This is a genomic window from Scrofimicrobium canadense (assembly GCF_009696615.1).
GTDB classification, from domain to species: Bacteria; Actinomycetota; Actinomycetes; order Actinomycetales; family Actinomycetaceae; genus Scrofimicrobium; species Scrofimicrobium canadense.
On the sequence record NZ_VULO01000009.1, the window covers coordinates 14,056 to 37,671 of the forward strand.

The following is a 23,616-nucleotide window of genomic DNA, read 5'->3' on the forward strand; positions in this document are numbered from 1 at the left end:
TCGAGTTACCGGAAATCTTGGCAGGAGCGCTTCAAGCAAAGAGCTGACCAATGTCATTTTTCATTGGCGGCATACCGGGCGATGTGGTAGGCGGCGGGGCTGTATACGGCCCGGTGTACGATTTTATGACCCCGTACGTGGCAATTAGGGAGCAGCTCATCAGTCTGAGCGATCGTGATGCACATTACATGGGTTGCGGCTTGAAGTTGACGCAACGTCAACATTTACGCTGAGAGTGTCAACAAAAGGAACGCAGATGGAATGGTCGATTCAAGAAGTATCGCGCTTGACCGGAGTGACTTCTCGAACGCTGCGGCATTACCACGCGATCGAGTTAGTCACGCCTAGCCGTGTGGGTGATGACGGAAGGCGGTTTTACGATGCGCGCTGTTTGCTCATGCTACAACGCGTGATGTTACTCAAGGAGTTAGGTCTCAACCTGACAAAGATACGCGAAGTTCTCAGCCGATCAACCGATGAAGTTCAGGCTTTACAAACGCATCTCGAATGGATCGAGACCGAGAAGGAAAGGCTGACAGCACTGCAAGCGTCGGTTCAGTCGACTATCCGTGCACTACAAGAGAAGGAAATGATGATGCCAGAAGATATGTTTGACGGATTCAACCATGCTGACTACTACGATGAGGTCAGCAAACGTTGGGGAGCTGCGACAGCGGAGCAGAGCGACACTTGGTGGAAGAACATGAATGCAACAGATAGAAGTGATTTCCAGGCAGAGATCAAAGTTCTCATCAACCAGTGGAAAGCACTTGCGGGTGCCGGTGTGGAACCATCCAATAAAGAAGCACAGGAACTGGCGGCCCGGCACGTCCAATGGCTTCGCACTGTACCGGGCATTCCTGATGACATGCGTAGTTACGTTGAAGGTCTAGCTCAGCTATATGCAGACGACCCAAGGTTTGCCGTGCAGTATCAACTCAGTGAAGATGACACCAGGGGTGCAGAGTTTGTCAAAGAAGCACTGCTCATATTTGCACAAGAGAATCTGTGAGATTGCTGGCGCCCCATTGAGCCTAAAACTGGATTGTCAGAGTGTGAGTCCGGTACTGGAGACATCGGGCCGAGCAAGGTGGGGGTGACTAGAGAAAAGCGGTAGAGTATTCCCCGTGATAACGACAATGTCTAACCTTTTCTTGCGCACCTTGCGCGAGGACCCTGCTGAAGCTGAACTCGACAGCCACAAACTTTTGGTTCGTGCGGGATACATTCGCCGGGCAGCGCCCGGCGTCTACACGTGGTTACCGCTTGGGCTGAGAGTATTGCGCAAGATAGAGACAATTGTTCGTGAAGAAATGGAGCGTGCCGGGGCCCAAGAGGTACTTTTCCCGGCGCTGCTACCAGCCGATGCCTATAAAGCAACCGGACGTTGGGAAGAATATGGGCCTTTGCTCTTCAGACTCAAAGATCGTCGTGGTGGTGACTATCTATTAGCACCTACGCATGAGGAACAGTTCACACTATTAGTGAAGTCAATGTTCTCTTCGTACAAAGATCTTCCACTGACGATCTATCAGATTCAGACAAAATATCGTGATGAGGCGCGTCCGCGTGGGGGACTACTGCGCGGGCGCGAGTTCATCATGAAAGATGCATACAGTTTCGATCTCGATGCGGATGAACTTGAGAGCTCCTATCAAGCCCAGCGAAAGGCTTACCAAGCCATTTTTGACCGCCTGGGTTTAGAGTACGTCATTTGTTCTGCGATGGCGGGAGCGATGGGTGGTTCAAAGTCGGAAGAATTCTTGCATCCAAGTGGTGTGGGTGAAGACACCTATGTTGTCTCACCTGGAGGATACGTAGCCAACACCGAAGCCGTGACGACTGTCGTGCCAAATCCGCTTCCAATGGAAGGATTGCCACCCGCGCAAGTATTCCCAACACCTAACACGCCGACTATCGACTCGTTAGTTGCGGTTGCAAACGCGGAGCATCCTCGCTCAGACCGCGAGTGGACGGCCGCAGACACTCTGAAGAACGTAGTTTTTGCCGTGACCTCACCAGAAGGTGAGCGAACACTGGTGGTCGTGGGTTTGCCAGGAGACCGTGAAGTCGATGTCAAGCGGCTAGAAGCAGCACTAGCACCAGCCGAAGTTGAAGTGGCGACGGAAGAAGATTTTGAAAAACACCCCGAGTTAGTTCAGGGCTACATTGGCCCTGAAGTGCTCTCACCCAACGGCGGCGAAGTTCGATATTTGCTAGACCCAAGAGTGGTCGATGGTACAGCCTGGATCACGGGGGCCAATAAGAAAGACCATCACGTTTTCGGTTTAGTTAAGGGCCGAGACTTCCAGGCTGATGGCACAATTGAAGCTGCTGAAGTTCGCGCGGGAGACCCCGCCCCTGATGGATCCGGCGCCTTGGAAATCCATCGCGGGATCGAAATAGGGCACATTTTCCAGTTGGGGCAAAAATATGCCAAGGCATTGGACCTCAAAGTCCTTGACCAAAACGGCAAGACTCAAACGGTAACGATGGGATCGTACGGGATCGGAGTTTCGCGAGTGTTGGCTGCTATGGCCGAATCGTTCCGTGACGAGTCAGGTCTGGCATGGCCCAGCGTCGTGGCTCCTTTTGATGTCCAGGTTGTTGTTGCAGGTAAAGGTGAAGAACTGGATACCGTTGCTCTCGATCTAGCCACTCAGTGCGAGGCTGCTGGCATGGATGTGTTGCTCGACGAGCGTCGGGGTGTAAGTGCTGGAGTCAAATTTGCTGATGCTGAGCTTTTGGGTGTTCCGCTCATCTTGGTGGTGGGCCGCGGACTCAAGGATGGCGTAGTGGAGCTACGTGAGAGGCGTACCGGTGTTCGCGACAATATTCCGGTAGCTGAGGCACTCGAAGAAGTGTGGAAGCGCCACGGTCTTCTCGTAGAAGAAGGACGATAGTATGGCCATCCGAGATATTCGAATTATTGGTGACCCAGTACTAAGGACTCCTTGTGAGTGGATTACAGATATTGACGAGCGGGTAAAGTCTCTTGTCGAAGACTTGCTTGAGGGCGTCGACATGGAGGGGCGCGCGGGTCTTGCCGCCAACCAAATCGGTGTCGGATTGCGGGCATTTTCATGGAATATCGAGGGAGACATCGGTTATGTGCTCAACCCTCGCTTGGTAGAAGTCTCAGAAGATGAGTATCAAGACGGCGACGAAGGATGCCTGTCTGTTCCTGGGTTATGGTTTCCGACCGAGCGCGCATGGTACGCACGTGTCGAGGGGATTGACCTTGATGGGAAGCCTGTCGTGGTCGAAGGCGAAGAACTTATGGCGCGTTGTCTGCAACATGAAACCGACCATCTTGAAGGTATGGTGTACATCGATCGTTTGGACCGCGCTACTCGTAAACGAGCTTTGAAGGCTATTCGCGAATCTGAGTTCTAGCCTCTATTTTCGCAGGGGTTTAGTAGTCCGCTACGGGGTTTTGCCAGCAACACGCATGGTCGGATTGAAGCTCTACTCCACAACACTGTATAGTTGACGTGTAACCGCTGGGCTCAGGCCAGTTTGACGGTCACAAGGACGTTGGGGAAGACGACCCTTGGACAGAAAACTGGAGGTTAAGGATGAGCAGAAATGTCACCCGCGGGGTACTTTTTGTGCATACAGCACCCCCCGCCCTGGGACCCCATGTGGAATGGGCTGTGGGGAGCGCCTTGGGAGCCGAGGTGAGTCTACGCTGGACAAATCAAGAGGCTGAGCCGGGAATGATTCGGACCGAGTACTCGTGGGTCGGCCCGGTTGGAACGGGAGCTCGCTTGGCATCAGCTTTGCGTGGCTGGGAGCACCTTCGCTATGAGGTGACTGAAGAAGCGACCCCCGGCAGTGATGGGGGACGGTGGGCGCACACCCCGAGCTTGGGAATCTTCCACTCACAGATGGACTCGGTGGGCAATACTGTAGTGCCTGAAGACCGCATTCGGGGGGCTCTTGAGAGAGCCGAGGATTTCTTCAGCCTTCGTGAGGCGCTGGACCTCGCATTGGGACAAGCATGGGATGACGAGCTGGAACCATTCCGCTACGCGGGTGCGGGAGCGCCGGTGAGGTGGCTACATCGTGCCGGATGAAATCCCTTCCGAAGATGCGATTGTGCAGCATATCGCGGCTGAAAGCATTCATGTCGATGGGTCAATCCATCGAGACCAAAAGCTATCAGACATCGGTCTCACCGGAATTGCATTGTGGGCGTGCGTTGCGCAGATAGAAAGAGAAATCGGCAGTCCGATTCTCGATAAGCATGTCCAAAGTTGGGTGACAGTGGGGGACATTCTTGACGAGGTGACCCAGTCCTCACGTTGATTCCGTCTGGCGGCGTATATGGACAAGGCGGAGGGAAAGATACAGCAGGAGTACCCTCAAGTAGGTGCGATAATTGGCACTTACCGACGTGGAATGGCTCATGACGACGACTGACGAACGCTCTGATAGCGGTAGTATCCCCGTGTCCAGTAGTTACCAGCAGGCGGAACCCACATTGAAACGTGGCCTGAATATGCGCCATATTCGTTTCATTGCTTTGGGGTCGGCTATAGGGACGGGACTTTTCTACGGCTCATCAAAAGCAATCCAAGCAGCTGGGCCTATAGTTTTGCTAGCTTACATTGTTGCTGGTGCGGCCGTGTATGTCGTGATGCGGTCTCTGGGCGAGATGGCAGTTCGTAATCCTGTTTCGGGTTCTTTTGGGACGTATGCAACGCGATATCTTGGACCATTTGCGGGCTTCGTTACTGGCTGGACTTTTGTCTTCGAAATGATAGTAGTGGCGATTGCAGATGTTACGGCCTTCGCTGTGTACATGGGGTTTTGGTTTCCGGGAACTCCTAAGTGGATATGGATTGTCGCAGTTATCCTCTTTATCGCTGGCATCAACACTCGACATGTCAAAGTGTTTGGTGAACTTGAGTTTTGGCTTAGTCTGGTCAAAGTTGGCGCCATCATCGCTATGATCGGCGGGGGTGTGGCCCTTCTCTTGATGGGAATGTCCCTATCAGATGGAACCAGCTCAGGTGTTGAGAACCTTTGGGGTAACGGCGGGTTTGCACCCAAGGGCATTGAAGGACTCCTAGCCTCACTCACGATTGTTGTCTTCGCCTTTGGTGGCATTGAGACAATCGGCATTACTGCTGGCGAAGCAGCTGACCCCTCACATTCGATTCCTAAGGCAATCAATACGGTCCCGTGGCGAATTCTGTTGTTCTATGTGGGAACGTTGGCGATCATCATGTCGTTGGTTCCCTGGGACACCATTACGGGAGAAGCCAGTCCGTTTGTTCAGATATTTACGGCTCTTGGTCTGCCAGCCGCAGCTGATATTCTCAACCTGGTGGTGATTACCGCGGCAATTTCTGCTATCAACGCGGACACGTTTGGTGCTGGGCGAATGCTCTATGGCTTGGCGCTCGAAGGGCACGCACCCAGGTCTTTTGCGAAGGTATCGAATAGCGGAATTCCTTGGATGTCTGTAGCCGTCATGTGTATGGCATTGGGGGTTGGCGCACTGCTCAACGCACTTATTCCCGAGAGGGCTTTTGTCGTCATTGCTTCAATCGCTACATTTGCGACAGTGTGGGTATGGTTGATGATTATGCTGTCGCATGTAGCGATGCGCCGTAGAGTGAAGGACCACTCAAACTTTGATGTTCCGTTGTGGCCGTATGCCTCGTGGTTGACTATAGCTTTCATTTGTTGCGTGGTGGTTCTTTTGGCGTGGTTCCCCGATACTCGAACTGCGATGATTGTTGGAGTCGTGTGGCTGGGTGTGCTGGCACTTTCGTATCGGCTGGCTCGTCGTCGCCAGAACCGCACTATCGCGGTGTCATAATACCCGTGGCAGTGCGATATTTGGTGCCGGGACAGTTATCTACCAACCGGCATGCGAATAGATGGGTGGTAGCTAGTAGCCTGTGTGCGTTGAGGGGATAAGAGAAATCAGAGTGTCGCGCACTGTTGAGGCTGGGATTTTATAGGTGTCCCTGTCGTAGGTCAGTAATCCATTGATCTCATCCTCAACATCGCACAGTTGCGTATAAATGACCGCCCTGAGACCTCGATCAACAACTTTGGGCATCTCATCCAGGTGGAGGGCGCAAAACGCCTCTTCTAGTTGCTCTGAGGATTCGTAGGTTGAATATCCAAAAGTATTGTCTCCCCACGTATGCCCCGGCACGGGATAGGAAAAGCCTCCATATTCGGTGAGAGCTAGTACGCGCGGGTCGCGGCGAGAAAAACCTCGCCCGACGGCACGGGGAGGGCGGAAGTATAGGTGCACACTGCGCACGTCACCGCCTCCTTGATCGAACCAGCCGGATGCGTGATCAACCGGGCGACTTGGGTCGAGATTTTTCACGAGCTGCGCAGCCCTATTTGCCTCGAATTGACCCCACCCTTCGTTGAAGGGGACCCAGAGAACTATCGATGGGAACGACCGTAGATGGGTCACCATCTCAGTGAGCTCATCGCGGAAGGATTGAAGTCCGGCTTCGTCTTGACGCCCAAGTATTGGTCCTGGCTTATCCGGAAGCCAAAATGGAACAACGACGCGACCGTTTAGAAGACTAGTCCGAGGAATTCTGCCCCCATTAGGCATATCCTGCCACACCATCATTCCGAGGCGATCACAATGGTAATACCACCGTGCACATTCGATCTTTATGTGTTTGCGGAGCGTATTGAAGCCAAGCTCTTTTGCTGATTCGATATCGAAAACTAAAGCCTCATCAGAGGGAGGAGTATAGCCTCCATCAGGCCAATACCCCTGGTCTAGAGCGCCCAGCACCATATAGGGTTTTCCGTTGAGAAAGAATTCGCCGCCCTTAGCTTCAAAGGTCCTCATTGCAAAGTACGAGGTGGTGTGGTCTTGGTCCAACTGGATGGTCGCGGGAATGAGATGGGGATGCGTAGGCGTCCAGAGTGGAAGGCCTGGGGTGGATAGGACTACTGGAATACCTACGGGAACTGAGAAATCATGTCCGTCGATGGTGACGATAGCTGTGCCTGGAGACCCCTCCACAAGAACCTCAACTGAAGAGAGGTCAGGTTGGGCGGTTATTGATGTTCTCTGGATGTAGTTGAACGGAACCTGTTCAAGCCACACCGTCTGCCATATTCCCGATTGGGGTGTGTACCAAATGCCACCGCGTGAGAGTGACTGTTTGCCATGCGTGAGCCACGCGCTGTCGGTGACATCGCGCACTGCAATAACTATTGTGTTGATGCCGTCGCGTATGGCGTCGCTGACATCGAAAGAAAATGGAAGATAACCACCGGTGTGGTACCCCACTTCAATCCCATTGATACTCACCCTGCACGACTGGTCGACAGCACCACAATGGAGAAGAGTGCGCTGCGCTGGGTCAAGATGGACGGTGAAATCACGCTGATACCACAGAGTTTGGTGGGGAAGGAGCTGCCTGTCGGCCCCCGAGAGAGGAAATTCTGGAGAGAAAGGGACGACTATGCCTCCAGACCAATCCGATGGTGGGGAGGTTGGATCATCCACGGCAATAGGATCGCTGGTGTCGATGAATGCCTCAGTGATGGAATATTGCCATATTCCATTGAGGTTCAGCCAGTCATCGCGAACTAACTGAGGCCGAGGATATTCAGGCAGAGGGTGATGAGGATCGAGGGTCTTGCCCCACCGTGTGTACATCATGCTTTTGAATGTAGCGCAAGCCAGCCATTGGCACCAGGACAAAAAGTGCAACAACGGCTGCCGCAATGAATATCCATGGGGTGGGGACTTGTTTGACTTGACCTAAATCGGTGTAGGTTTCCGCCGCACTGGAGATGACAGTGGCGCCTACGGTGGGCCCGATCCACATGGGGATCAAAACCATGGCAATCATTCGTAATCCCTGGACCATTCCAGCGTGTTGAGCTGGTGTGTTGTCCCGCACTTCAGCGGCTATCGCAGCTACCGATAGCATGAATCCGGCAAACATGATGGTGCCACATAGGATGACTGGCCATGTTGTGCGGGCAAAGAACACTCCGAGATAACCGGCAATCATGATGGCTGTTGCGGGCAATATTGAACGGACTTTTCCGACTCGGTCAATAATGCGTCCACCCAGAACAGAAAGAATAGAAGCAGAAATGATGACCGCAGCGAGCACCAGGGCGTATGCATCTATCTGGAGACGCCGCTGCAGGTAAACAATGATGTACGGCAGAAATACTTGCGTCGATGTACCGATGATCGCCCAGGCTGCAAGAGTGAGATATAGCGAAGGGTTACGTCGAATGCTTGAGGGACGCAGTCCCAGGATTACTGAGCTGAAGTACCCTTCAGTAGATTTCTTGAGAGTAGGTGCGTCTTTAGCTAATGGCCATGCAAGGACTCCGATTCCCGCGGTGCAGATGCCGATGATAGCAAAAAAGAGAAACCAATGGCCATCTTTAGTGAGAGGGTCCAGCGCGCCAAAAACCACCAGCATAGCGACCATTGGCATGATCTGGAGGACCGCATCGATACGACCACGGTTTGAGTCATCGGTGTTGTCAGTGACCCACGCGTTGAATGCGGCATCATTTGCTCCGGCACCAAAAAAGGACATGACACAGTCAAGAAGGATAATCGCAGTGACAGCACCAGCAATAGCCATCCCAGGTCCCGCATGGACCAGGCCAAATGTTGCAGTGACTGCTCCCCATAGAAGATACCCGATGACGATGAATGGACGCCGAGTTCCAGCCCGGTCTGACCAGGCGCCAAGGAATAGTGTTGCCAGAGTCGCGGTCAGAGCTCCCAAAGCCACCATGAGGGCAATGACATGGGGAGAGTCAGTGAGGGTTTCAAAGATGAATACATTGAGATACATGTTCTCTACGGTCCACGCTAACTGACCGGTGAGACCGAGAATCACGACTCCACTCATGAGGCGGGGGCTGATGGGAGAGAGTTTCTCACGTTGGCGCATAGGAATCTCGCCTAGACCAAACGGGCAGAGGACGACTCATCGTGAGTGTGTGCTTCAGTAATCTCCTCTCCTGAAAGCCACCGCAACCAGTGTGTCCCTGGATCATTTTCAAGTACTAATGCGCGAACCGCGAGTGTGAGTGGTACAGAAAGAATGGCGCCCAATGGTCCAAGAATAAATGTCCAAAAAACAACGGAGAAGAAACTCAAAGTGAGATTAAGGTTGACTGCGTCAGAGATGAATTTGGGTTGGATGAGAACTTGAAGCAGTACGTTGACTCCACAGTAGATGGCAATGACGATTAACGCTAAAGGCCATCCTCCCACGACGAAGGCTAAGAGTGTTGGCGGGGCCATGCCTAAGAAGAACCCTATGTTGGGAATGAAATTGGTAACGAACGCCAATACCGCCCATACTGCTGGGCCTGGCACATCGAGAAACCATAGGGCCGCTCCGTCGATGACGGCTACCACGGCACCAAAGAGAGCGTTGACAACGAAGTAGCGTCGAACTCCGGAATTAAACCGCGCGAATGCTTTTATCGATGGAGTTGAAGACTCTCCGTAAAGCTCTTTAGCACGAGAAATTCGGGAGGCATCTGCAGAAATGAAGATGACATAGCAAACGACAAAGAAGAAGGCGACGACTGTTCCAAGCGCCATGTTGGACAGATATGTGACCCATGAGAGAATATATGAGGGCTCAAGGAACGAAGAAACTGCGTTGGCTGCTTGTTGATCGAGTCCCACCGAATGAAGCCATGCGATGATGCTTCCAGCGGTCGTCTGGAGTTCGGTTGCGATCTCGGGCACCATGTCTGCAAAACGTGAACCTGCGTAGTACAGAAGGCCTCCCATGCCTGCCAGGAGAAAAAATGCAACGACTATGACCGCAGTAGATGCCAACCATCCAGGTGCACCCATGCGTATGAAGGGGTTACGCACCGGAAGACAGATGATCACTATCAACCAGCCCAATAGCAGTGGGCCGAAAATCTCCGATGTAAAGTAAATGCCTGCTAACGCTATCGTTGCAGCTGCTGCACTGAGAAGTAGTGTTAAAGAAGGCGGAAGCACGCGCGTGTTCCCGGGTTGACTGGTCATGAGATGAACCTCCGTGATCTGCTGAGATCACGCTACCAGGAATCTGATTGCTTCCGCCCTCTATACGTTTGTGTCCCTATTACTGCAGTGCAGTAAGGACGCTTTGATAATCGGGCTCTTGCTTGATCTCAGGAACCTGCTCGGTGTATATCACTTCGCCATCTTGGGCGATCACCACGACGGCACGAGAAAGCAATCCCTCTAGTGGTCCATCGACCTGGAGAACACCAAAATCTTTGCCAAAAGTTGATCGGAAAGCTGAAGCGGTTACAACGTTTTTGATGCCTTCGGCTCCGCAGAACCGATCAAGGGCAAAGGGAAGATCATGGGACACGCATACCACTACTGTGTTTTCAAGTCCCGAAGCAAGCTCATTGAACTGTCGTACTGACGTGGCACATACCCCAGTGTCAACTGAAGGGAAGATATTGAGAACGATCCGTTTCCCCTCAAAATCTTTGCTTGACACGGGAGATAAGTCGGCAGCGACCAGATCGAACGAGGGGGCGATCGTGCCTACTGCTGGTAATTCACCACTGGTGTTAACGGGCTCTCCGCCCAAAGTAATCGTAGTCATGCTTCTATTGTGCCAGCGCAACGCTGTCCATGCCTCTTGGAAATGCTACCGGAAGTGGGGGATTGCCCTAGCGTCCTAGCTCAATGGCTAGTTCGTCGAGTTCATCCCCACCGGCCATCATGCGTGTGAGAGCATCGAGAGAGAGATTGTCTTTGGAGAAGTTACCTAGTGATCTCCCATTCTTGAGGATCAAGAACTGATCGCCGATAGGGTAGGCGTGGTGTGGATTATGCGTAATGAAGACGACGCCAAGTCCGCGGTCGCGTGCGGCAGCAATATATCGCAGCACTATAGCTGATTGTTTGACCCCGAGAGCTGCTGTTGGCTCGTCAAGGATGAGTACTTTCGCTCCAAAATACACGGAACGGGCGATTGCCACGCATTGGCGTTCACCTCCGGAAAGAGTCCCAATCGGCTGATTGACATCGTGGAGATCTATTCCCATAGCCGCAAGCTGTTGACGGGTAACTTGTTTCATCTGTGCGGTGTCGAGGCGGCGAAAGGGGCCACGGCCGCGAGTCAGCTCTGACCCTAGAAAAAAATTTCTCCATACTGGCATGAGAGGTACAACAGCTAAATCTTGGTAGACAGTTGCGATACCGGCGGAAAGTGCTCCAAGAGGTCCGTCAAAATCAGCTGGTTTCCCCTCGACCAGAAAATGGCCTGAAGAGGGCTTGTGTACTCCAGAAAGCACTTTTATCAGAGTCGATTTCCCTGCGCCGTTATCGCCCAGAATGCAGGTGACACGTCCGGCATCCACCGTCATTGATACGTCAGTGAGCGCTGCTACAGCACCGTAGTTTTTGCTTATGCCACTCACGTCGATCAGACTCACGATTTACCTCCCAAGCGGCGGCGAACCCAATGATTCACAAATACTGCCAGAAGAAGCATGATTCCCATGAAAGTTTTTAGCCAGTTGGTGTCCCATTGCGCAAAACTAATGCCCTGGAAGGCCATGCCATAAATGAGTGCCCCCAGAGATGCCCCTAGCGGCGACCCGAAACCGCCGGTGAGCAGGCACCCGCCGACTACGGCACAAATAATGTAGATAAATTCTTGACCCACTCCCGTATTAGCCTGCACAGTTGAGGTCCTGAAGAGCGAAATCATTCCAACGAGCCACGCAGCGGCCGCAGTCCCCATAAATAGAGCAATTTTCGTCTTGTAGATGGGAACTCCAAGCTGTCTGGCAGCCCCAAGGTCTCCGCCGACAGCGAAGGTCCAGTTTCCTGGACGAGTATGTTGAAGAATCCACATGGCCACTGCGCAAACAGCAATCCACCACAGCAACGAGATGTAAAAGCGTCCGCCAAAGGCCTCGACGGATGCGCCAAAGAGCGGTTGAATACTGTCATAATGGGGGACTTTAGCCATCCCCTGAATGGCAACCTGGCCGGTGAGTATTTTAGTGACAGCGAGATCGATACCTGCGAGGATAAAAAAAGTTGAGAGTGTAACAATGAAACTGGGCAGACCCGTGCGTGTCACCATGTAGCCATTGAGGAAGCCGATTCCCAGTGCCAGGATCAGCGACACTAGGACTGCAATCCAGATGTTCAATCCCCATTGGGTCGTGAGCACGCCAACCACCAAAGCGGTGAACCCCGTCATGACACCGGCTGAAAGGTCGAATTCACCGCCAATCATCAGCATGGCCACAGCTACCGCCATGATCCCATATGAGGCAGCGGACTCTAACCACACTCCTATTCCTGCAGGAGTCATGAATGCCTGGGTGTAAACAGAAAAGAAGAACATCACCGCTGCCGCGGCAACCAGTGCACCGATCTCTGCGCGCGCTAAGAGTCTACTTATCCAGGGATCGACAGTGCGCGCTTCGGCGGGCTTAGCGGGTACCATTCTTCGCAAATTCCGATACCGTATCGACATTATCTTTGGTGATGAAAGCTGGACCCGAATAGACGGGTTCACCTCCGCCAATGACGTTCCCGTTAATACTGTTGAGGTACAGTGCGGTAATGCCGAGGAATCCTTGTACATAAGGTTGCTGATCAACAGCAAAGAGAATACTTCCACTTTGGATGTTGTCGATGACATCTTCGGTGAGGTCAAATGTGACTACCTTCGCATCCGAATCGGCTTCTTCTACCGCGCCAACAGCATCGATGCTGAACTGCGCACCCAAGGCCAGGATACCGTTGATCGTTGGGTCCGCTTGGAGCTTTGCCTTGATAGTGGCCTTTACCTCAGCATCGTTCGTGCCATCAACCTGTAGATTTTCTACGGTGCCTCCCATGGTGGACGCTGCCGCCTTGCAGCGTTCTTCGTGACCAATATTGCCTGCCTCGTGAAGAACACAAATGGCCTTAGTAATGCCTAGTTCTTTCATTTCTTTACCAGCAGCTGCACCCGCGACCGACTCTGATTGGCCGATATGCGTGAACGCCCCGAACTCAGCGGAGCGTTCAATCCCTGAATTGATGGTGACCACGGGGATTCCTGCTGCCACTGCTTTTTCAACTGAAGCCTCGAGCCCGTCGGGATTGGCCATGGAGATCACTAATCCGTCAACACCTTGCGCCACTGCATTGTCAATAAGCTGTGATTGCTTGGCCGGGTCTGGATCGGAACTGTAAGTAACAGTAGCCCCATAGTCCGATCCAGCTTTTTCAGCACCAGATTTTACGCGATCCCAAAATGCATCTCCTTGAGCAGAGTGGGTGACTACTGCGTACGTGGCAGCAATCGCGTTTCCGCTTTCAGAAGTGTTGTCTTGCCCCGTACCGGAGCACCCCGCTAGTGTGGCCAGCGAAAACGCGGCGATTGCCAATGCAGCGCCTTTTCTCATTTGTGCTCTCCCTTTTGCATGAGTCCACTTCTTGCTATGTAACTATAGGTGACCGACCCTGCGGCGGCCTTTGCTGGCCAAGGCTCGGGCGCGCTAATCTGGTGGGGTGACTCCAGAAGAACTTGCCGAGCAGATTCGCCTCGCCCTCATTGCCGCTGTATCAGCCGAACGTATTCAGCTTAGTGCTGATGATGTTCCCGCGTTAGTTAAAGTCGAACGTCCTCGAAGCCGCGAACACGGTGATTGGGCTACAAATATCGCCATGCAGCTGGGGAAAAAGGCTGGTGTGGCTCCCCGTGAGCTCGCTGAAATACTGGCTGAAACCCTCAGCGAACATCCGAGTATTGAGGCTATTGACATAGCTGGCCCCGGATTCATGAACATCACCCTGACTGCAGATTCTGCAGGGGAACTTCCTCGCAGCATTCTTGCTGCTGGAGACTCCTATGGAAAAGGGGACGCGCTTGCGGGTTCAACGGTCAATCTCGAATTTGTTTCAGCAAATCCCACAGGGCCTGTTCATTTGGGAGGTGCCCGGTGGGCTGCGGTTGGGGATTCTTTGGCCCGTCTGATGGAGGCTGAGGGAGCTCAAGTCGTCCGCGAATATTACTTCAATGACCACGGGCGCCAGATTGATCGGTTCGCCGCCTCGCTTTATGCGAGAGCCAAGGGATTGCCAGCTCCTGAGGACGGATACGGTGGTGAGTACATCACCGATATTGCCGATCGTGTGCGCGCCGGGGCAATTTCTGAGGGGTTGGAAGACCCGGTGAACCTTCCCGAAGATGAGGCTTTAGAAGCATTCAGATCTCGCGGCGTTGCTCTCATGTTTGACGAAGTCAAGGCTGAACTCCACGACTTTAGAACCGACTTCGATGTATTTTTTCACGAAGATACTCTTCATGAATCGGGCGCTGTTGACGAGGCGATTAATCGTCTGCGCCAGCGCGGTGTCATCTATGAAGAAGACGGTGCCACATGGCTGCGCTCCACCGATTTTGGGGACGATAAAGACCGGGTGCTGATCAAATCTAATGGTGATGCGGCCTATTTCTCGGGGGACGTTGCCTACTACCTGGATAAGCGTGGACGTGGTGCGGACAATGTCATCATCCTGCTTGGCGCCGACCATCACGGGTATGTGGGGCGCATGATGGCTATGTGTGCTGCTTTTGGCGATGAGCCTTATGTAAATCTGCAGCTGCTCATCGGGCAAATGGTCAATTTGGTCAAAGATGGGGAACCCGTGCGCATGTCAAAGCGTGCGGGAACGGTCGTTACACTCAGTGACCTCGTTGATATCGTCGGCGTTGATGCGGCGCGTTATGCGTTGGTACGCGTTTCACTCGACACTGATTTGGATATTGACCTCGATCTTCTTTCTAGTCGAACAAATGACAATCCCGTCTACTACGTTCAATACGCCTATGCCAGGACCCGCTCTGTTGCGCGTAATGCAGCCGAGCATGGCGTTCCAGATGATCTAGACTATGTGGCTTCCGAACTCAACCATCCCGCAGACGAAGAACTCCTGGCCACTTTGGCACGTTACCCTTCAGTTGTAGCGCAGGCAGCAGTTTCCCGCGAGCCTCATCGGGTTGCCCGTTATCTAGAGGAAGTCGCCTCTGCTTATCACCAGTGGTATGGGCAATGTCGAGTGACGCCACGTGCAGATGACCCTGTGGACGGCGGCCATATTGCGCGCCTCCAGCTCAATAACGCCGTATCAACGGTGCTCAAGGCCGGGTTAGGTTTGTTGGGAGTAGAGGCGCCAGAAAAAATGTGACCCTATAGGCTTGAAAGGCTGTTGTCACCAAAACCGCCCATGTAGTCATGGTTTCGGTTTCTTAACTCTGACTGAAAGCTCTCTACCCACGTCGAGTACGGATTGTGCACCAAGGAATCGTTGGAAAAGCGAGCGTCGTCAGTGACCTCAATTGTGCAGAAACTAGGAATAGCTAGATCGGTGACAGGACCAGTGCGCTCACACTCGGCAATAACAAGCGGGGCATTAGGCGTACAAAAGAGATCAATGACCCATCCATCTTCGTCTAGCCAAACACCATAGCGTTTTTTAACAAGGGTTTTCCCACCCCGTAGACACATTTCGATGCCTATGCCAATGTCCAGTTCACGTTCAGCTTCATAACGGGTGCCACCAACCATGGGTCCTTTAACAGTGAGCATGCACAAATCAAAAGAGTCCTCCAGAGTTTCGATCACCGATTTTCCCTCAGAGGATAGGGGAAGGTCACCTTGGAAAGCAGTTGCTTGCAGCCGCACGCGTAAGGCGTAGCCGTCTTCGGCAAGGAAGTAAGTCTGCACGATGACGTTGGGGTCAGATCCTTTCAGGAGATCCTGAGGAGGATGAGAGACAAAAAACCGGCGCTCGAACTCAAAATCGGGCTGTGTCCCACCCATCATCGCCTCGCTCATAGCTCCATCGTAGACTGAAGTCGTGACATACACTGCAAGTAGTATGAAGCACGGCCGCCGGGGAGCTTTTGCCGTGGTACTTGTGGCGGGCTTCATGACACTTCTTGACGTCTCAATCGTCAATGTTGCCCTGCCTTCGATTGACGCGAGTCTTGGCGCCTCGGAAGCGGCTGTCCAGCTCATTGTGGCGGGCTACTCGCTGACATTTGGTCTCCTTCTTGTCGCTGCGGGCAGAGCCGGAGACATTTTTGGAAGGCGGCGACTTTTCATGATTGGTGTCGCCGGTTTTGTTGTGACATCGTTGGGATGCGGACTTGCCCCAACAGCGCAATGGCTGGTGTTTTTGCGTTTACTGCAGGGGGGTTTTGCTGGAATTCTCAACCCGCAGGTTCTTGGACTCATCCAAGACTTGTTTAAGGGGAATGAACGGGCAAAAGCCTTTGGTGGCTATGGTGTCATGGTGGGGATTTCAACAGCGCTGGGGCCACTCATCGGAGGCCTTCTCATCGCGTTCATTGGTTCTGAACACGGGTGGCGTGCTGTTTTTCTTATCAATGTCCCCATAGGCTTAGTTTTGGTTCCATTGGCCTATCGATGGCTTCCGCGTTCGAATGGCACAAAAACGCGGTGGAGTTGGAAACTATTCGATCCAATCGCGATGGTGCTCTTGGGAGGGGCGGTCGTAACAATCATGTGGCCGTTCCTCGTTGCTTCAGAAGGGGGCGCTGGTCTGGCGTCTGCACCGCTGTGGCTCATTGCGGTTGGGCTGCTGATATTGGCGGTGTTGTGGGGATGGGAGCGGATATGGGTTAGGCAAGGTGGGGCACCCCTCATTGATAGCCGACTGTTCCGTTCCGCCTCGTACATATTGGGGGTCGCCACAGGGTTTACATATTTTGCGGGATTCACATCCATTTTTGTTGTGGTTACTCTTTATTTCCAACAGGGCCTAGGTTTTACCCCGTTACAGGCTGGGCTAGCGCAGATGCCATTTGCAATCGCTTCAGGAGCTGCTGCTGGCATGTCGGGGGCACTCGTCGGACGTTTCGGACGTACCGTGCCTGTTATCGGTTCGATGACCATGCTGATAAGCGTGATGGGAGTGGGGATAGTAACCGCAGTGGTGCCCGAGAGTCAGGTGGCATGGTGGATTATTGGGATTCTTGCTCTAGCAGGGATCGGGTCAGGGTTGGTTATTTCCCCCAATCAGGCTCTCACTCTCGATAAAGTGCCTGCTGAAGCTGCCGGAGTGGCTGCCGCTCTGCTGCAGACTATGCAGCGTATGGGGACTTCGATTGGACTTGCCGTCGTCATCACCACCTTCTTCATGGGTATATCGAGCCGGGGTTACCAAACCGGTGCATCGTGGGCAATGTGGGTGATCACCGCGCTCATCTTCGCTACCGTGGTGCTCAACCTGGTTGATCGTTTCCGTCGGCAAGAGGGGAAGCAAGACGCGTCGTCTATCGCCTAGACTGGCACCATGAAGCAGCCTAACTCAGAGGATGACGAATCGATGGCGTCGCAGGTTCAACGCCTGACAGATGAGCTTGAGGCCGCCCGGTTAGAACGCGATAAATACAAGGCTGCCAACAAGACGATGTCTGCTGCACTTGCCCAAATGGATGAGCTTCTTCAAGGTAAGAAACGCTCTGGAGGGAAACAAGGCGACAATGCGCCTGGTCAATGACGAGGTTACAGTTCGAGCCCCAGCTATAGCAACCGGCGTTGGATCACCGTTTGGGACAGTTGGACTGTGCTTGGGACTCGCTGACACTTTTACCGTGCGGGCTACAACGCTGGCAAAGGTGAGTGATGACGCTTTTACTCGGGGGTTGTTTGCTGGGCTTGAAAGCGTGGGAGCCCCACTTTTTCGCCCAGATATTACTGTGGGGACGAGGATCCCGGCCGAGCGGGGACTTGGTGAAGAAACCTCACATGTCATTGCAGGGCTGGTTGCTGCACAAGGAATGCTGGGTAAACCCGAGGATTTCGATATCTTGGGGCTTGCAGACGATCTGGGTGTAGATCCGTTGGCAGCCGCAACCAGTCTCCAGGGGGGCGCACTAGTGGGGACGCTTCATCTAGAACCTCCCACTTATATTAGGCCTACTCTCTTTATTCCTGATTTTTCGGCGCTATCGTCTCGGTGGACACCTGAGGCGAATGAGCATGTCAAAGCCGATAAAGTATGCCGAGCCATGCACACCAGCGCACTTCTTGGGGCTGTTTTAGCCGGTGCAGGGGATGTTCATGACCTATTTGAAGCAACTGAAGACGTGTGGGCCCTTACGAACTACGCCACCATTGTCCCTGCCAGCGTTGCCTTAGTGGAATGGCTCCGAGAAAGTGGATTCCCCGCGACATTGGCAGGGAAAGGGACAGCTGTTATTTCACTGACACCCGTGAGCGTCGCGGTTACTGAGGCCGCTAAGTCTGCTGGTTGGCGTGTTCTATCAACGAGTCTGGATCTACGCGGAACCGAAATTCTGTGACATCGGACGCACACAGGTACACAATTGACTAGTCTTAGGCTCTGATGCTGCTAGTATTACTTCTGTCGCAAGAGCGATTTGCGGTTACCTGTCCGGATTAACAGGTGATATAAGATAAGCGCTTCAGGGATTTTAAGCGCTATCCTCTCACATTGTGTAGTTAGGATTAAGAGACACACATGGAAAAGACTCCATCTGCGGACCTTCAAGGCTTGAAGCTGACAGAGCTCAAAGAACTGGCAGCCGAGCGCGGAATAAAAGGCTTCTATCGCATGAAGAAGGCTGACCTAGTCGCCGCTCTGTCTGAGGTCCCTGTTTCCGCCCCGGTAGAAAAATCAGCGGAACAAGAGCCCAAAGCGACTCGCAAAGAAAAGGCGCCAGCCAAACAAAAGACAGAAGAAAAGCAGCTGGCCGATGCCGTTGCGGAAGAAAAGCCGGTCCTTGAAATAGCCGCTACTGAGCTGGAAAAAGACCGGGCCAAAGAGCAACCGCCTCGTCGGGAAAGTCGACGCCGCGCCGTTTCTCAGAAGGCTAGTGAACCAAAAGCTGAGCTGGATATTCGTGCGGTCGTCGCCGAAGAACTAGCTCACGCTAAACCAGCTGAAAAAGAGCCTGCAGCTACGGAAGAAAAGGCCACACCTGAAGAACCTATCAAGGTTCTTGAACAAATCGATCTTCCCGAGGGCGGGGAAAACGGGCGTAGCCGTCGTCGTGAACGCGGACGTAGGCGTGGGCGTGGTCGCGACAATCGAGATAACGGTCGTAGTGAAGCACAGGCCGCACCTGAACAAAATACGCCCAATCTCAAAGACGAAGATCTGGTTCCTATCGCTGGAATCTTGGACGTACAGAATAACCATGCATTTGTGCGTACATCGGGGTATCTTCCTGGTCCCAATGATGTCTATGTGACTTTAGGGAATGTGCGTCGGTGGGGTATGCGGGCTGGCGACGCGGTCGTTGGCGCGGTACGTCCTATGAAGGAAGGTGAGCAACAACGTAGGGGCCAGAAATATAATGCGCTTGTCCGCGTTGAGTCAGTCAATGGCCTCACTATTGAACAGGCCATGGAGCGCCGAGAATTTGGCAAACTGACGCCCGAATATCCCAATGAGATGCTTCGCTTGGAGACTTCGCCCAAGGCGATGACCCCGCGACTCATCGATTTAGTTTCCCCCATCGGTAAGGGGCAACGTGGGATGATCGTTGCACCTCCTAAAGCTGGTAAGACAATTATTTTGCAGCAGATCGCTAAGGCTATTGAGGTCAATAATCCAGATGTGCACCTCATGGTGGTGCTGGTGGACGAACGACCTGAAGAAGTCACCGACATGCGCGGACTAGTCCGCGGTGAAGTAGTGGCATCTACTTTTGACCGTCCTGCTTCCGATCACGCAATCGTTGCCGAACTTGCGATTGAACGCGCAAAGCGTCTGGTTGAAATGGGCCAGGATGTGGTAGTCCTTCTCGACTCGCTCACGCGTTTGTCAAGAGCGTACAATCTTGCAGCCCCGGCTTCCGGGCGTATTCTCTCCGGCGGTGTGGATGCTGCGGCACTATACCCACCAAAGAAGTTTTTCGGTGCTGCCAGGAACCTCCGTGAGGGTGGATCCTTGACCATCATTGCTTCTGCTTTGGTGGAAACTGGTTCAAAGATGGATGAAGTCATCTTTGAAGAGTTCAAAGGTACTGGCAACATGGAGCTGCGATTGTCTCGTCAGCTTGCTGATCGCCGTATCTTCCCAGCTATTGATGTCAACGCCTCTGGAACTCGTCGCGAAGAGCTGCTACTGGCTCCTGAAGAGTTGAAGATTATGTGGAAGCTGCGTCGTATGCTCGGCACTTTGGACCAACAGTCGGCTTTGGAGGCCATTTTGGGAAGACTCAAAGAGACCCAGTCAAATGCTGAGTTCCTTATGATGGTGCAAAAGACCACACCTCAAGACTAGACCTGAAGGCAAGAACCTGCCAGAATAGACGATTGGTTCCGGTTCACCTCTGGACTTCCCAGCGGACCCGGCGCCCTCGAACCCCTAGGAGACAGATATGAAACAGGGAATCCACCCTGATTACGTAGAAACCACCGTCACATGTACGTGTGGTAACACATTCGTTACCCGCTCAACCATTGCTGATGGTGAGATGCGCGTGGACGTTTGCTCTGAATGCCACCCGTTCTACACTGGCAAGCAGAAGATTCTGGACTCCGGTGGCCGTGTGGCTCGTTTCCAGAAGCGTTACGGCAAGAAGGCCGATTAGCGACTTTTCAGGGACCGACGGCTACGGCCGTCGGTCCCTTGTCGTTAAATAAGCCACGGATAGACCAGGAGGATGTAGTGCTAGATGCCGTCGCACCGATGATCGAGGAATACCACCAGCTAGAGAAGGACTTAGCCGATCCTTCTATTCACAACGATCAGGCGCGTGCACGCAAGGCAGGCAGGCGCTACGCGGAACTGGGGCGGGTCGTGGCTGCAGTCGAAGAGTTCCAAAGGCTCACTGACGATCTTGAAGCTGCAAAAGAGCTTGCTGATGAAGACGAATCATTTGCAGCTGAGGCAGAAGAACTCGAGGTAGCATTGGGTGAATCTCGTGAACGCCTCGTCAAGATATTGGCTCCCCGCGATCCAGATGATGCTTGTGATGTCATTGTCGAAATCAAAGCAGGTGAAGGTGGGGACGAATCGGCCCTCTTTGCTGGGGACCTAGCACGCATGTATATGCGCTATGCCGAGCATAAAGGGTGGACGGTTACAGAGCTTTCTGCTACGCACACTGAGTTGGGCGGGTACAAAGAGCTGACATTGGCTGTGCGAGCCAAAGGAAACCCCGCGCCTGAAGATGGTGTGTGGGCACATTTGAAATATGAGGGGGGCGTGCATCGTGTACAGCGCGTTCCGGTCACTGAGTCTCAAGGTCGTATCCATACGTCTGCGGCTGGCGTCATGGTGATGCCAGAAGTTGAGGTTGATGAAGAGATCGAGATTGATCAAAACGACCTCCGTATTGACGTCTATCGTTCTTCGGGACCAGGGGGACAATCGGTCAACACTACTGACTCGGCTGTTCGTATTACCCACATTCCTACGGGGATTGTTGTTTCAATGCAAAACGAAAAGTCGCAGCTTCAAAATAAAGAAGCCGCACTTCGAGTTTTGAAATCGCGTATGATCGCTGAGGCAAAAGCGCAGCGAGAAGCTGAGGCATCGGCTGCTCGTCTGTCTCAAGTTCGTACAGTTGACCGCTCAGAGCGCATCCGAACCTACAACTTCCCAGAAAACCGAATTGCTGATCACCGCACGGGGTTCAAAGCATATAATCTGGACCAGGTTCTTGCTGGTGCTCTCGATCCAGTGATTCACTCTGCAATTGAGGCCGACGAGGCTGCCCGTTTGGCTTCTGCTGGGGGAAAGTGAAAGACCTAGCGTGGGGTGCACGGCGCATTCCCATACATGAAGCAAAAATGCTCTTAGAGTGGGTTCTGGGGGTAGAGTCCCTCATCATCGCAGATGAACCCACGCATGCGCAGAGACGTCGCTATCGTTTGGCGGTAAAAGCCAGAAGTCAAGGTTTCCCTTTGCATCACATCACCGGTGAATGTTGGTTTAGGGGAGAACGTCTTACAGTTGGGCCCGGAGTTTTCATTCCTCGACCCGAAACCGAAATGCTTGTTGAATATGCGTTCGAAGAAACAGGAATACATACAGCAGTTGACCTGTGTACTGGTTCGGGAGCGATTGCGCGCTGCCTGGCTTTGTCCGGTCTCAAAGTTGATGCAGTTGAGCTTTCCGCGCGCGCACTGCGCTATGCGCAGGAAAATCTTCACGATACCTCGGTTCGTCTCGTCCGCGGTGATGCCTTGGAGTTTGAAGGCCACTATGACATGGTTGTTTCCAACCCACCCTACGTCGTCGAAAGGGTTGCAGGGGACGTGCTCTTTGACCCGGAGATGGCCTTGTATGGGGGAGGCGAAGACGGAATGGTTTTTCCGCGCGGCTTGGTCACACGTGCACGCGCGCTGTTAGGCCCCGCCGGTGTACTCCTCATGGAACATGCTGAATCTCAAGCAGACAATCTTGTGGACTTTGCTTTCTCAACAGGCTTTAGTCACGCCACCACCTTGACGGACTTGGCTGGGCGTCCGCGCTTCTTGCGTGCGGTGGTCTGAATCGTATTCCTCACTCAGGTGCCGGATTTTTGTGAGTTGTCAGGTTCCATAACGGGCACATAACCCGCACCTGACGAGGGGACCGGGGACCGAAGGTCTAAAGCTTGCCGCATCCGAGTGAGGATAGGGCCATAAAAAGAGTCGCGGTATTCCTTATTTGTTGCGACAGAGACCAAGAAGTTCAAGGATGAAATGAAAGCTAAGAATACTGAGGTCTTGAGCAATGAGGCGTCCACTGACAAGGGAAGACCTAAGAATCTGGCTGAAGAAGGATCTTTTCCAGCCCACGAGCTAATAAGCTCCGGGGTGAAAGCAATTTCCCCAAGTACCACAAGGAAAACCGCTGTTAAAAATGTGAAAATGACGATCTGGAAAAACATAGCTAGGACAAAGACAACGACGAGGTTGATTCTCTCACCGGCTGTTAAGGGTGACTTTTGCTGAACTGCTTCTTCGGAGAGTAAACCGATAAGCTGCCGCCTGCCGATGGGGTAGGAGACTGCCATTCCCATAGCCAGAAATACAATACCCACCAATGTGAGGCGCACTCCTGTTATTTCGCGGGTGACCTGCCAAAAAGATGCATCAAAAAAGGCAAAGACAATGACTATCATCAGTACTGGTAGTACCCGGCCCATGAGAAGCCCCATGGTGCGAATTTCCCGCAGTGATTGCCGCACCGACCAGGATAGTACGGAGCCGATACCTAGAAGAGTGAACAGTAGAGCTGCCAGAGCTAGGCCTGAGTTGAGGGCAAAAACGTACCAGGCGTCGCGCGATAAGAAAAAAGCAGCAGATAGGGGAAGAACGACTAAGCCGTAAAGATACACTATTGCAGTCGCAATAATCCGGGAAATACCATCGCGATGGATCGCCCACGTGGTGAGAGCTGAGGGGATAGCTGCAATGACGAAGAGAGCGAGGACCAGGCCTACGGACAGAACAATGTTGAGCAAGTAGGCTAGTTCTTCTGACCCCTCAAACCATGTGGGGTCAGGAAGCGGATCGCTCCAGTCTCCTTCGGAAAGAACTTCAGGAAGCACCTTCGCTAACAGTGCTAGCACCACAGTGAGCACTGTGGTCAGTGTGTAA

General features: G+C 53.0%; 23 protein-coding genes. 14 read left to right on the plus strand and 9 right to left on the minus strand.

Annotated features, from left to right (window positions below; translation table 11 throughout):
• The first annotated feature begins 193 nt into the window (after window positions 1-193).
• From FYJ24_RS08030 to FYJ24_RS08055, 6 genes are all read left to right on the plus strand, one after another.
• The gene (locus tag FYJ24_RS08030) at window positions 194-1,012 is read left to right on the plus strand and encodes a MerR family transcriptional regulator (RefSeq protein WP_206192591.1); all 819 of its coding nucleotides are present in this window, start codon (window positions 194-196) and stop codon (window positions 1,010-1,012) included.
• A 115-nt stretch (window positions 1,013-1,127) separates the two neighbouring features.
• Window positions 1,128-2,903 (plus strand): proline--tRNA ligase, encoded by a 1,776-nt coding sequence (locus FYJ24_RS08035; protein ID WP_318656594.1) that lies wholly within the window; start codon window positions 1,128-1,130, stop codon window positions 2,901-2,903.
• A gap of 1 nt (window position 2,904) precedes the next feature.
• A complete protein-coding gene (def, locus tag FYJ24_RS08040; RefSeq protein WP_154545328.1) occupies window positions 2,905-3,396 on the plus strand; it encodes a peptide deformylase in 492 nt (163 codons plus the stop codon).
• A 182-nt stretch (window positions 3,397-3,578) separates the two neighbouring features.
• Window positions 3,579-4,079: a DUF3145 domain-containing protein gene (locus tag FYJ24_RS08045; protein WP_154545330.1), complete on the plus strand. Its 501-nt coding sequence runs from the start codon at window positions 3,579-3,581 to the stop codon at window positions 4,077-4,079.
• Window positions 4,069-4,311: a hypothetical protein gene (locus FYJ24_RS08050; protein WP_154545332.1), complete on the plus strand. Its 243-nt coding sequence runs from the start codon at window positions 4,069-4,071 to the stop codon at window positions 4,309-4,311. The genes FYJ24_RS08045 and FYJ24_RS08050 overlap by 11 nt, the downstream gene beginning before the upstream one ends.
• A 73-nt stretch (window positions 4,312-4,384) precedes the next feature.
• Window positions 4,385-5,833 carry an amino acid permease gene (locus FYJ24_RS08055; RefSeq protein ID WP_225872083.1) on the plus strand — a complete coding sequence of 483 codons (1,449 nt, stop codon included), beginning with the start codon at window positions 4,385-4,387 and terminating at the stop codon, window positions 5,831-5,833.
• A gap of 72 nt (window positions 5,834-5,905) precedes the next feature.
• Here FYJ24_RS08055 and FYJ24_RS08060 read toward each other — a convergent pair whose 3' ends face one another.
• From FYJ24_RS08060 to FYJ24_RS08090, 7 genes are all read right to left on the minus strand, one after another.
• Window positions 5,906-7,666 (minus strand): glycoside hydrolase family 2 protein, encoded by a 1,761-nt coding sequence (locus FYJ24_RS08060; RefSeq protein WP_206192592.1) that lies wholly within the window; start codon window positions 7,664-7,666, stop codon window positions 5,906-5,908.
• Window positions 7,614-8,933, minus strand: coding sequence for an MFS transporter (locus FYJ24_RS08065; RefSeq protein ID WP_154545336.1), 1,320 nt, complete (start codon window positions 8,931-8,933; stop codon window positions 7,614-7,616). Before FYJ24_RS08065 ends, FYJ24_RS08060 begins: the two co-directional genes overlap by 53 nt.
• Before the next feature lie 11 nt (window positions 8,934-8,944).
• Entirely contained in the window at window positions 8,945-10,036 is a 1,092-nt protein-coding gene (locus tag FYJ24_RS08070; protein WP_154545338.1) for an AI-2E family transporter, read from the minus strand.
• Window positions 10,037-10,115: 79 nt separating this feature from the next.
• Entirely contained in the window at window positions 10,116-10,613 is a 498-nt protein-coding gene (gene tpx, locus FYJ24_RS08075; RefSeq protein WP_154545340.1) for a thiol peroxidase, read from the minus strand.
• 67 nt (window positions 10,614-10,680) lie between these two features.
• On the minus strand, window positions 10,681-11,448 hold the full coding sequence (locus FYJ24_RS08080; protein ID WP_318656595.1) for an ATP-binding cassette domain-containing protein: 768 nt from the start codon (window positions 11,446-11,448) through the stop codon (window positions 10,681-10,683).
• Window positions 11,445-12,476, minus strand: a complete 1,032-nt coding sequence (locus FYJ24_RS08085) for an ABC transporter permease (protein ID WP_154545342.1) — start codon at window positions 12,474-12,476, stop codon at window positions 11,445-11,447. Before FYJ24_RS08085 ends, FYJ24_RS08080 begins: the two co-directional genes overlap by 4 nt.
• The gene (locus FYJ24_RS08090) at window positions 12,463-13,425 is read right to left on the minus strand and encodes a sugar ABC transporter substrate-binding protein (RefSeq protein ID WP_154545344.1); all 963 of its coding nucleotides are present in this window, start codon (window positions 13,423-13,425) and stop codon (window positions 12,463-12,465) included. The genes FYJ24_RS08085 and FYJ24_RS08090 overlap by 14 nt, the downstream gene beginning before the upstream one ends.
• 106 nt (window positions 13,426-13,531) lie before the next feature.
• Here FYJ24_RS08090 and argS point away from each other — a divergent pair, with 106 nt between their 5' ends.
• Entirely contained in the window at window positions 13,532-15,211 is a 1,680-nt protein-coding gene (gene argS / locus FYJ24_RS08095; RefSeq protein ID WP_318656596.1) for an arginine--tRNA ligase, read from the plus strand.
• Between the two features lie 2 nt (window positions 15,212-15,213).
• Here the strand turns inward: argS and FYJ24_RS08100 are convergent, their stop codons facing one another.
• On the minus strand, window positions 15,214-15,894 hold the full coding sequence (locus FYJ24_RS08100) for a CYTH domain-containing protein (protein ID WP_206192593.1): 681 nt from the start codon (window positions 15,892-15,894) through the stop codon (window positions 15,214-15,216).
• Between FYJ24_RS08100 and FYJ24_RS08105 the strand changes: the two genes are divergently transcribed.
• From FYJ24_RS08105 to FYJ24_RS08135, 7 genes are all read left to right on the plus strand, one after another.
• Complete coding sequence (locus FYJ24_RS08105; protein WP_154545346.1) at window positions 15,884-17,335, plus strand: MFS transporter; 1,452 nt, start codon at window positions 15,884-15,886, stop codon at window positions 17,333-17,335. The two genes, FYJ24_RS08100 and FYJ24_RS08105, sit on opposite strands and share 11 nt — an antisense overlap.
• Before the next feature lie 9 nt (window positions 17,336-17,344).
• Window positions 17,345-17,551: a hypothetical protein gene (locus tag FYJ24_RS08110; RefSeq protein WP_154545348.1), complete on the plus strand. Its 207-nt coding sequence runs from the start codon at window positions 17,345-17,347 to the stop codon at window positions 17,549-17,551.
• Window positions 17,535-18,356 (plus strand): homoserine kinase, encoded by an 822-nt coding sequence (locus tag FYJ24_RS08115; RefSeq protein ID WP_154545350.1) that lies wholly within the window; start codon window positions 17,535-17,537, stop codon window positions 18,354-18,356. The genes FYJ24_RS08110 and FYJ24_RS08115 overlap by 17 nt, the downstream gene beginning before the upstream one ends.
• 179 nt (window positions 18,357-18,535) lie before the next feature.
• On the plus strand, window positions 18,536-20,305 hold the full coding sequence (gene rho / locus FYJ24_RS08120; RefSeq protein ID WP_154545352.1) for a transcription termination factor Rho: 1,770 nt from the start codon (window positions 18,536-18,538) through the stop codon (window positions 20,303-20,305).
• 97 nt (window positions 20,306-20,402) lie between these two features.
• Entirely contained in the window at window positions 20,403-20,615 is a 213-nt protein-coding gene (rpmE, locus tag FYJ24_RS08125) for a 50S ribosomal protein L31 (protein WP_154545354.1), read from the plus strand.
• A gap of 77 nt (window positions 20,616-20,692) precedes the next feature.
• Entirely contained in the window at window positions 20,693-21,772 is a 1,080-nt protein-coding gene (prfA, locus tag FYJ24_RS08130; RefSeq protein ID WP_318656597.1) for a peptide chain release factor 1, read from the plus strand.
• Entirely contained in the window at window positions 21,769-22,524 is a 756-nt protein-coding gene (locus FYJ24_RS08135; protein WP_154545358.1) for a N5-glutamine methyltransferase family protein, read from the plus strand. Before prfA ends, FYJ24_RS08135 begins: the two co-directional genes overlap by 4 nt.
• Before the next feature lie 14 nt (window positions 22,525-22,538).
• On the opposite strand, the gene FYJ24_RS08140 is transcribed toward FYJ24_RS08135, so the two are convergent.
• Window positions 22,539-23,600: a hypothetical protein gene (locus FYJ24_RS08140; RefSeq protein ID WP_154545360.1), complete on the minus strand. Its 1,062-nt coding sequence runs from the start codon at window positions 23,598-23,600 to the stop codon at window positions 22,539-22,541.
• Window positions 23,601-23,616: the final 16 nt, after the last annotated feature.

Coding starts and splice junctions, on each gene's coding strand:
- FYJ24_RS08110 (WP_154545348.1), top strand. CDS start 17,345: ATGAAGCAGCCTAACTCAGAGGATGACGAATCGATGGCGTCGCAGGTT.
- FYJ24_RS08065 (WP_154545336.1), bottom strand. CDS start 8,933: ATGCGCCAACGTGAGAAACTCTCTCCCATCAGCCCCCGCCTCATGAGT.
- FYJ24_RS08115 (WP_154545350.1), top strand. CDS start 17,535: ATGCGCCTGGTCAATGACGAGGTTACAGTTCGAGCCCCAGCTATAGCA.
- rpmE (WP_154545354.1), top strand. CDS start 20,403: ATGAAACAGGGAATCCACCCTGATTACGTAGAAACCACCGTCACATGT.
- FYJ24_RS08070 (WP_154545338.1), bottom strand. CDS start 10,036: ATGACCAGTCAACCCGGGAACACGCGCGTGCTTCCGCCTTCTTTAACA.
- FYJ24_RS08090 (WP_154545344.1), bottom strand. CDS start 13,425: ATGAGAAAAGGCGCTGCATTGGCAATCGCCGCGTTTTCGCTGGCCACA.
- FYJ24_RS08045 (WP_154545330.1), top strand. CDS start 3,579: ATGAGCAGAAATGTCACCCGCGGGGTACTTTTTGTGCATACAGCACCC.
- FYJ24_RS08085 (WP_154545342.1), bottom strand. CDS start 12,476: ATGGTACCCGCTAAGCCCGCCGAAGCGCGCACTGTCGATCCCTGGATA.
- tpx (WP_154545340.1), bottom strand. CDS start 10,613: ATGACTACGATTACTTTGGGCGGAGAGCCCGTTAACACCAGTGGTGAA.
- def (WP_154545328.1), top strand. CDS start 2,905: ATGGCCATCCGAGATATTCGAATTATTGGTGACCCAGTACTAAGGACT.
- FYJ24_RS08060 (WP_206192592.1), bottom strand. CDS start 7,666: ATGATGTACACACGGTGGGGCAAGACCCTCGATCCTCATCACCCTCTG.
- rho (WP_154545352.1), top strand. CDS start 18,536: ATGGAAAAGACTCCATCTGCGGACCTTCAAGGCTTGAAGCTGACAGAG.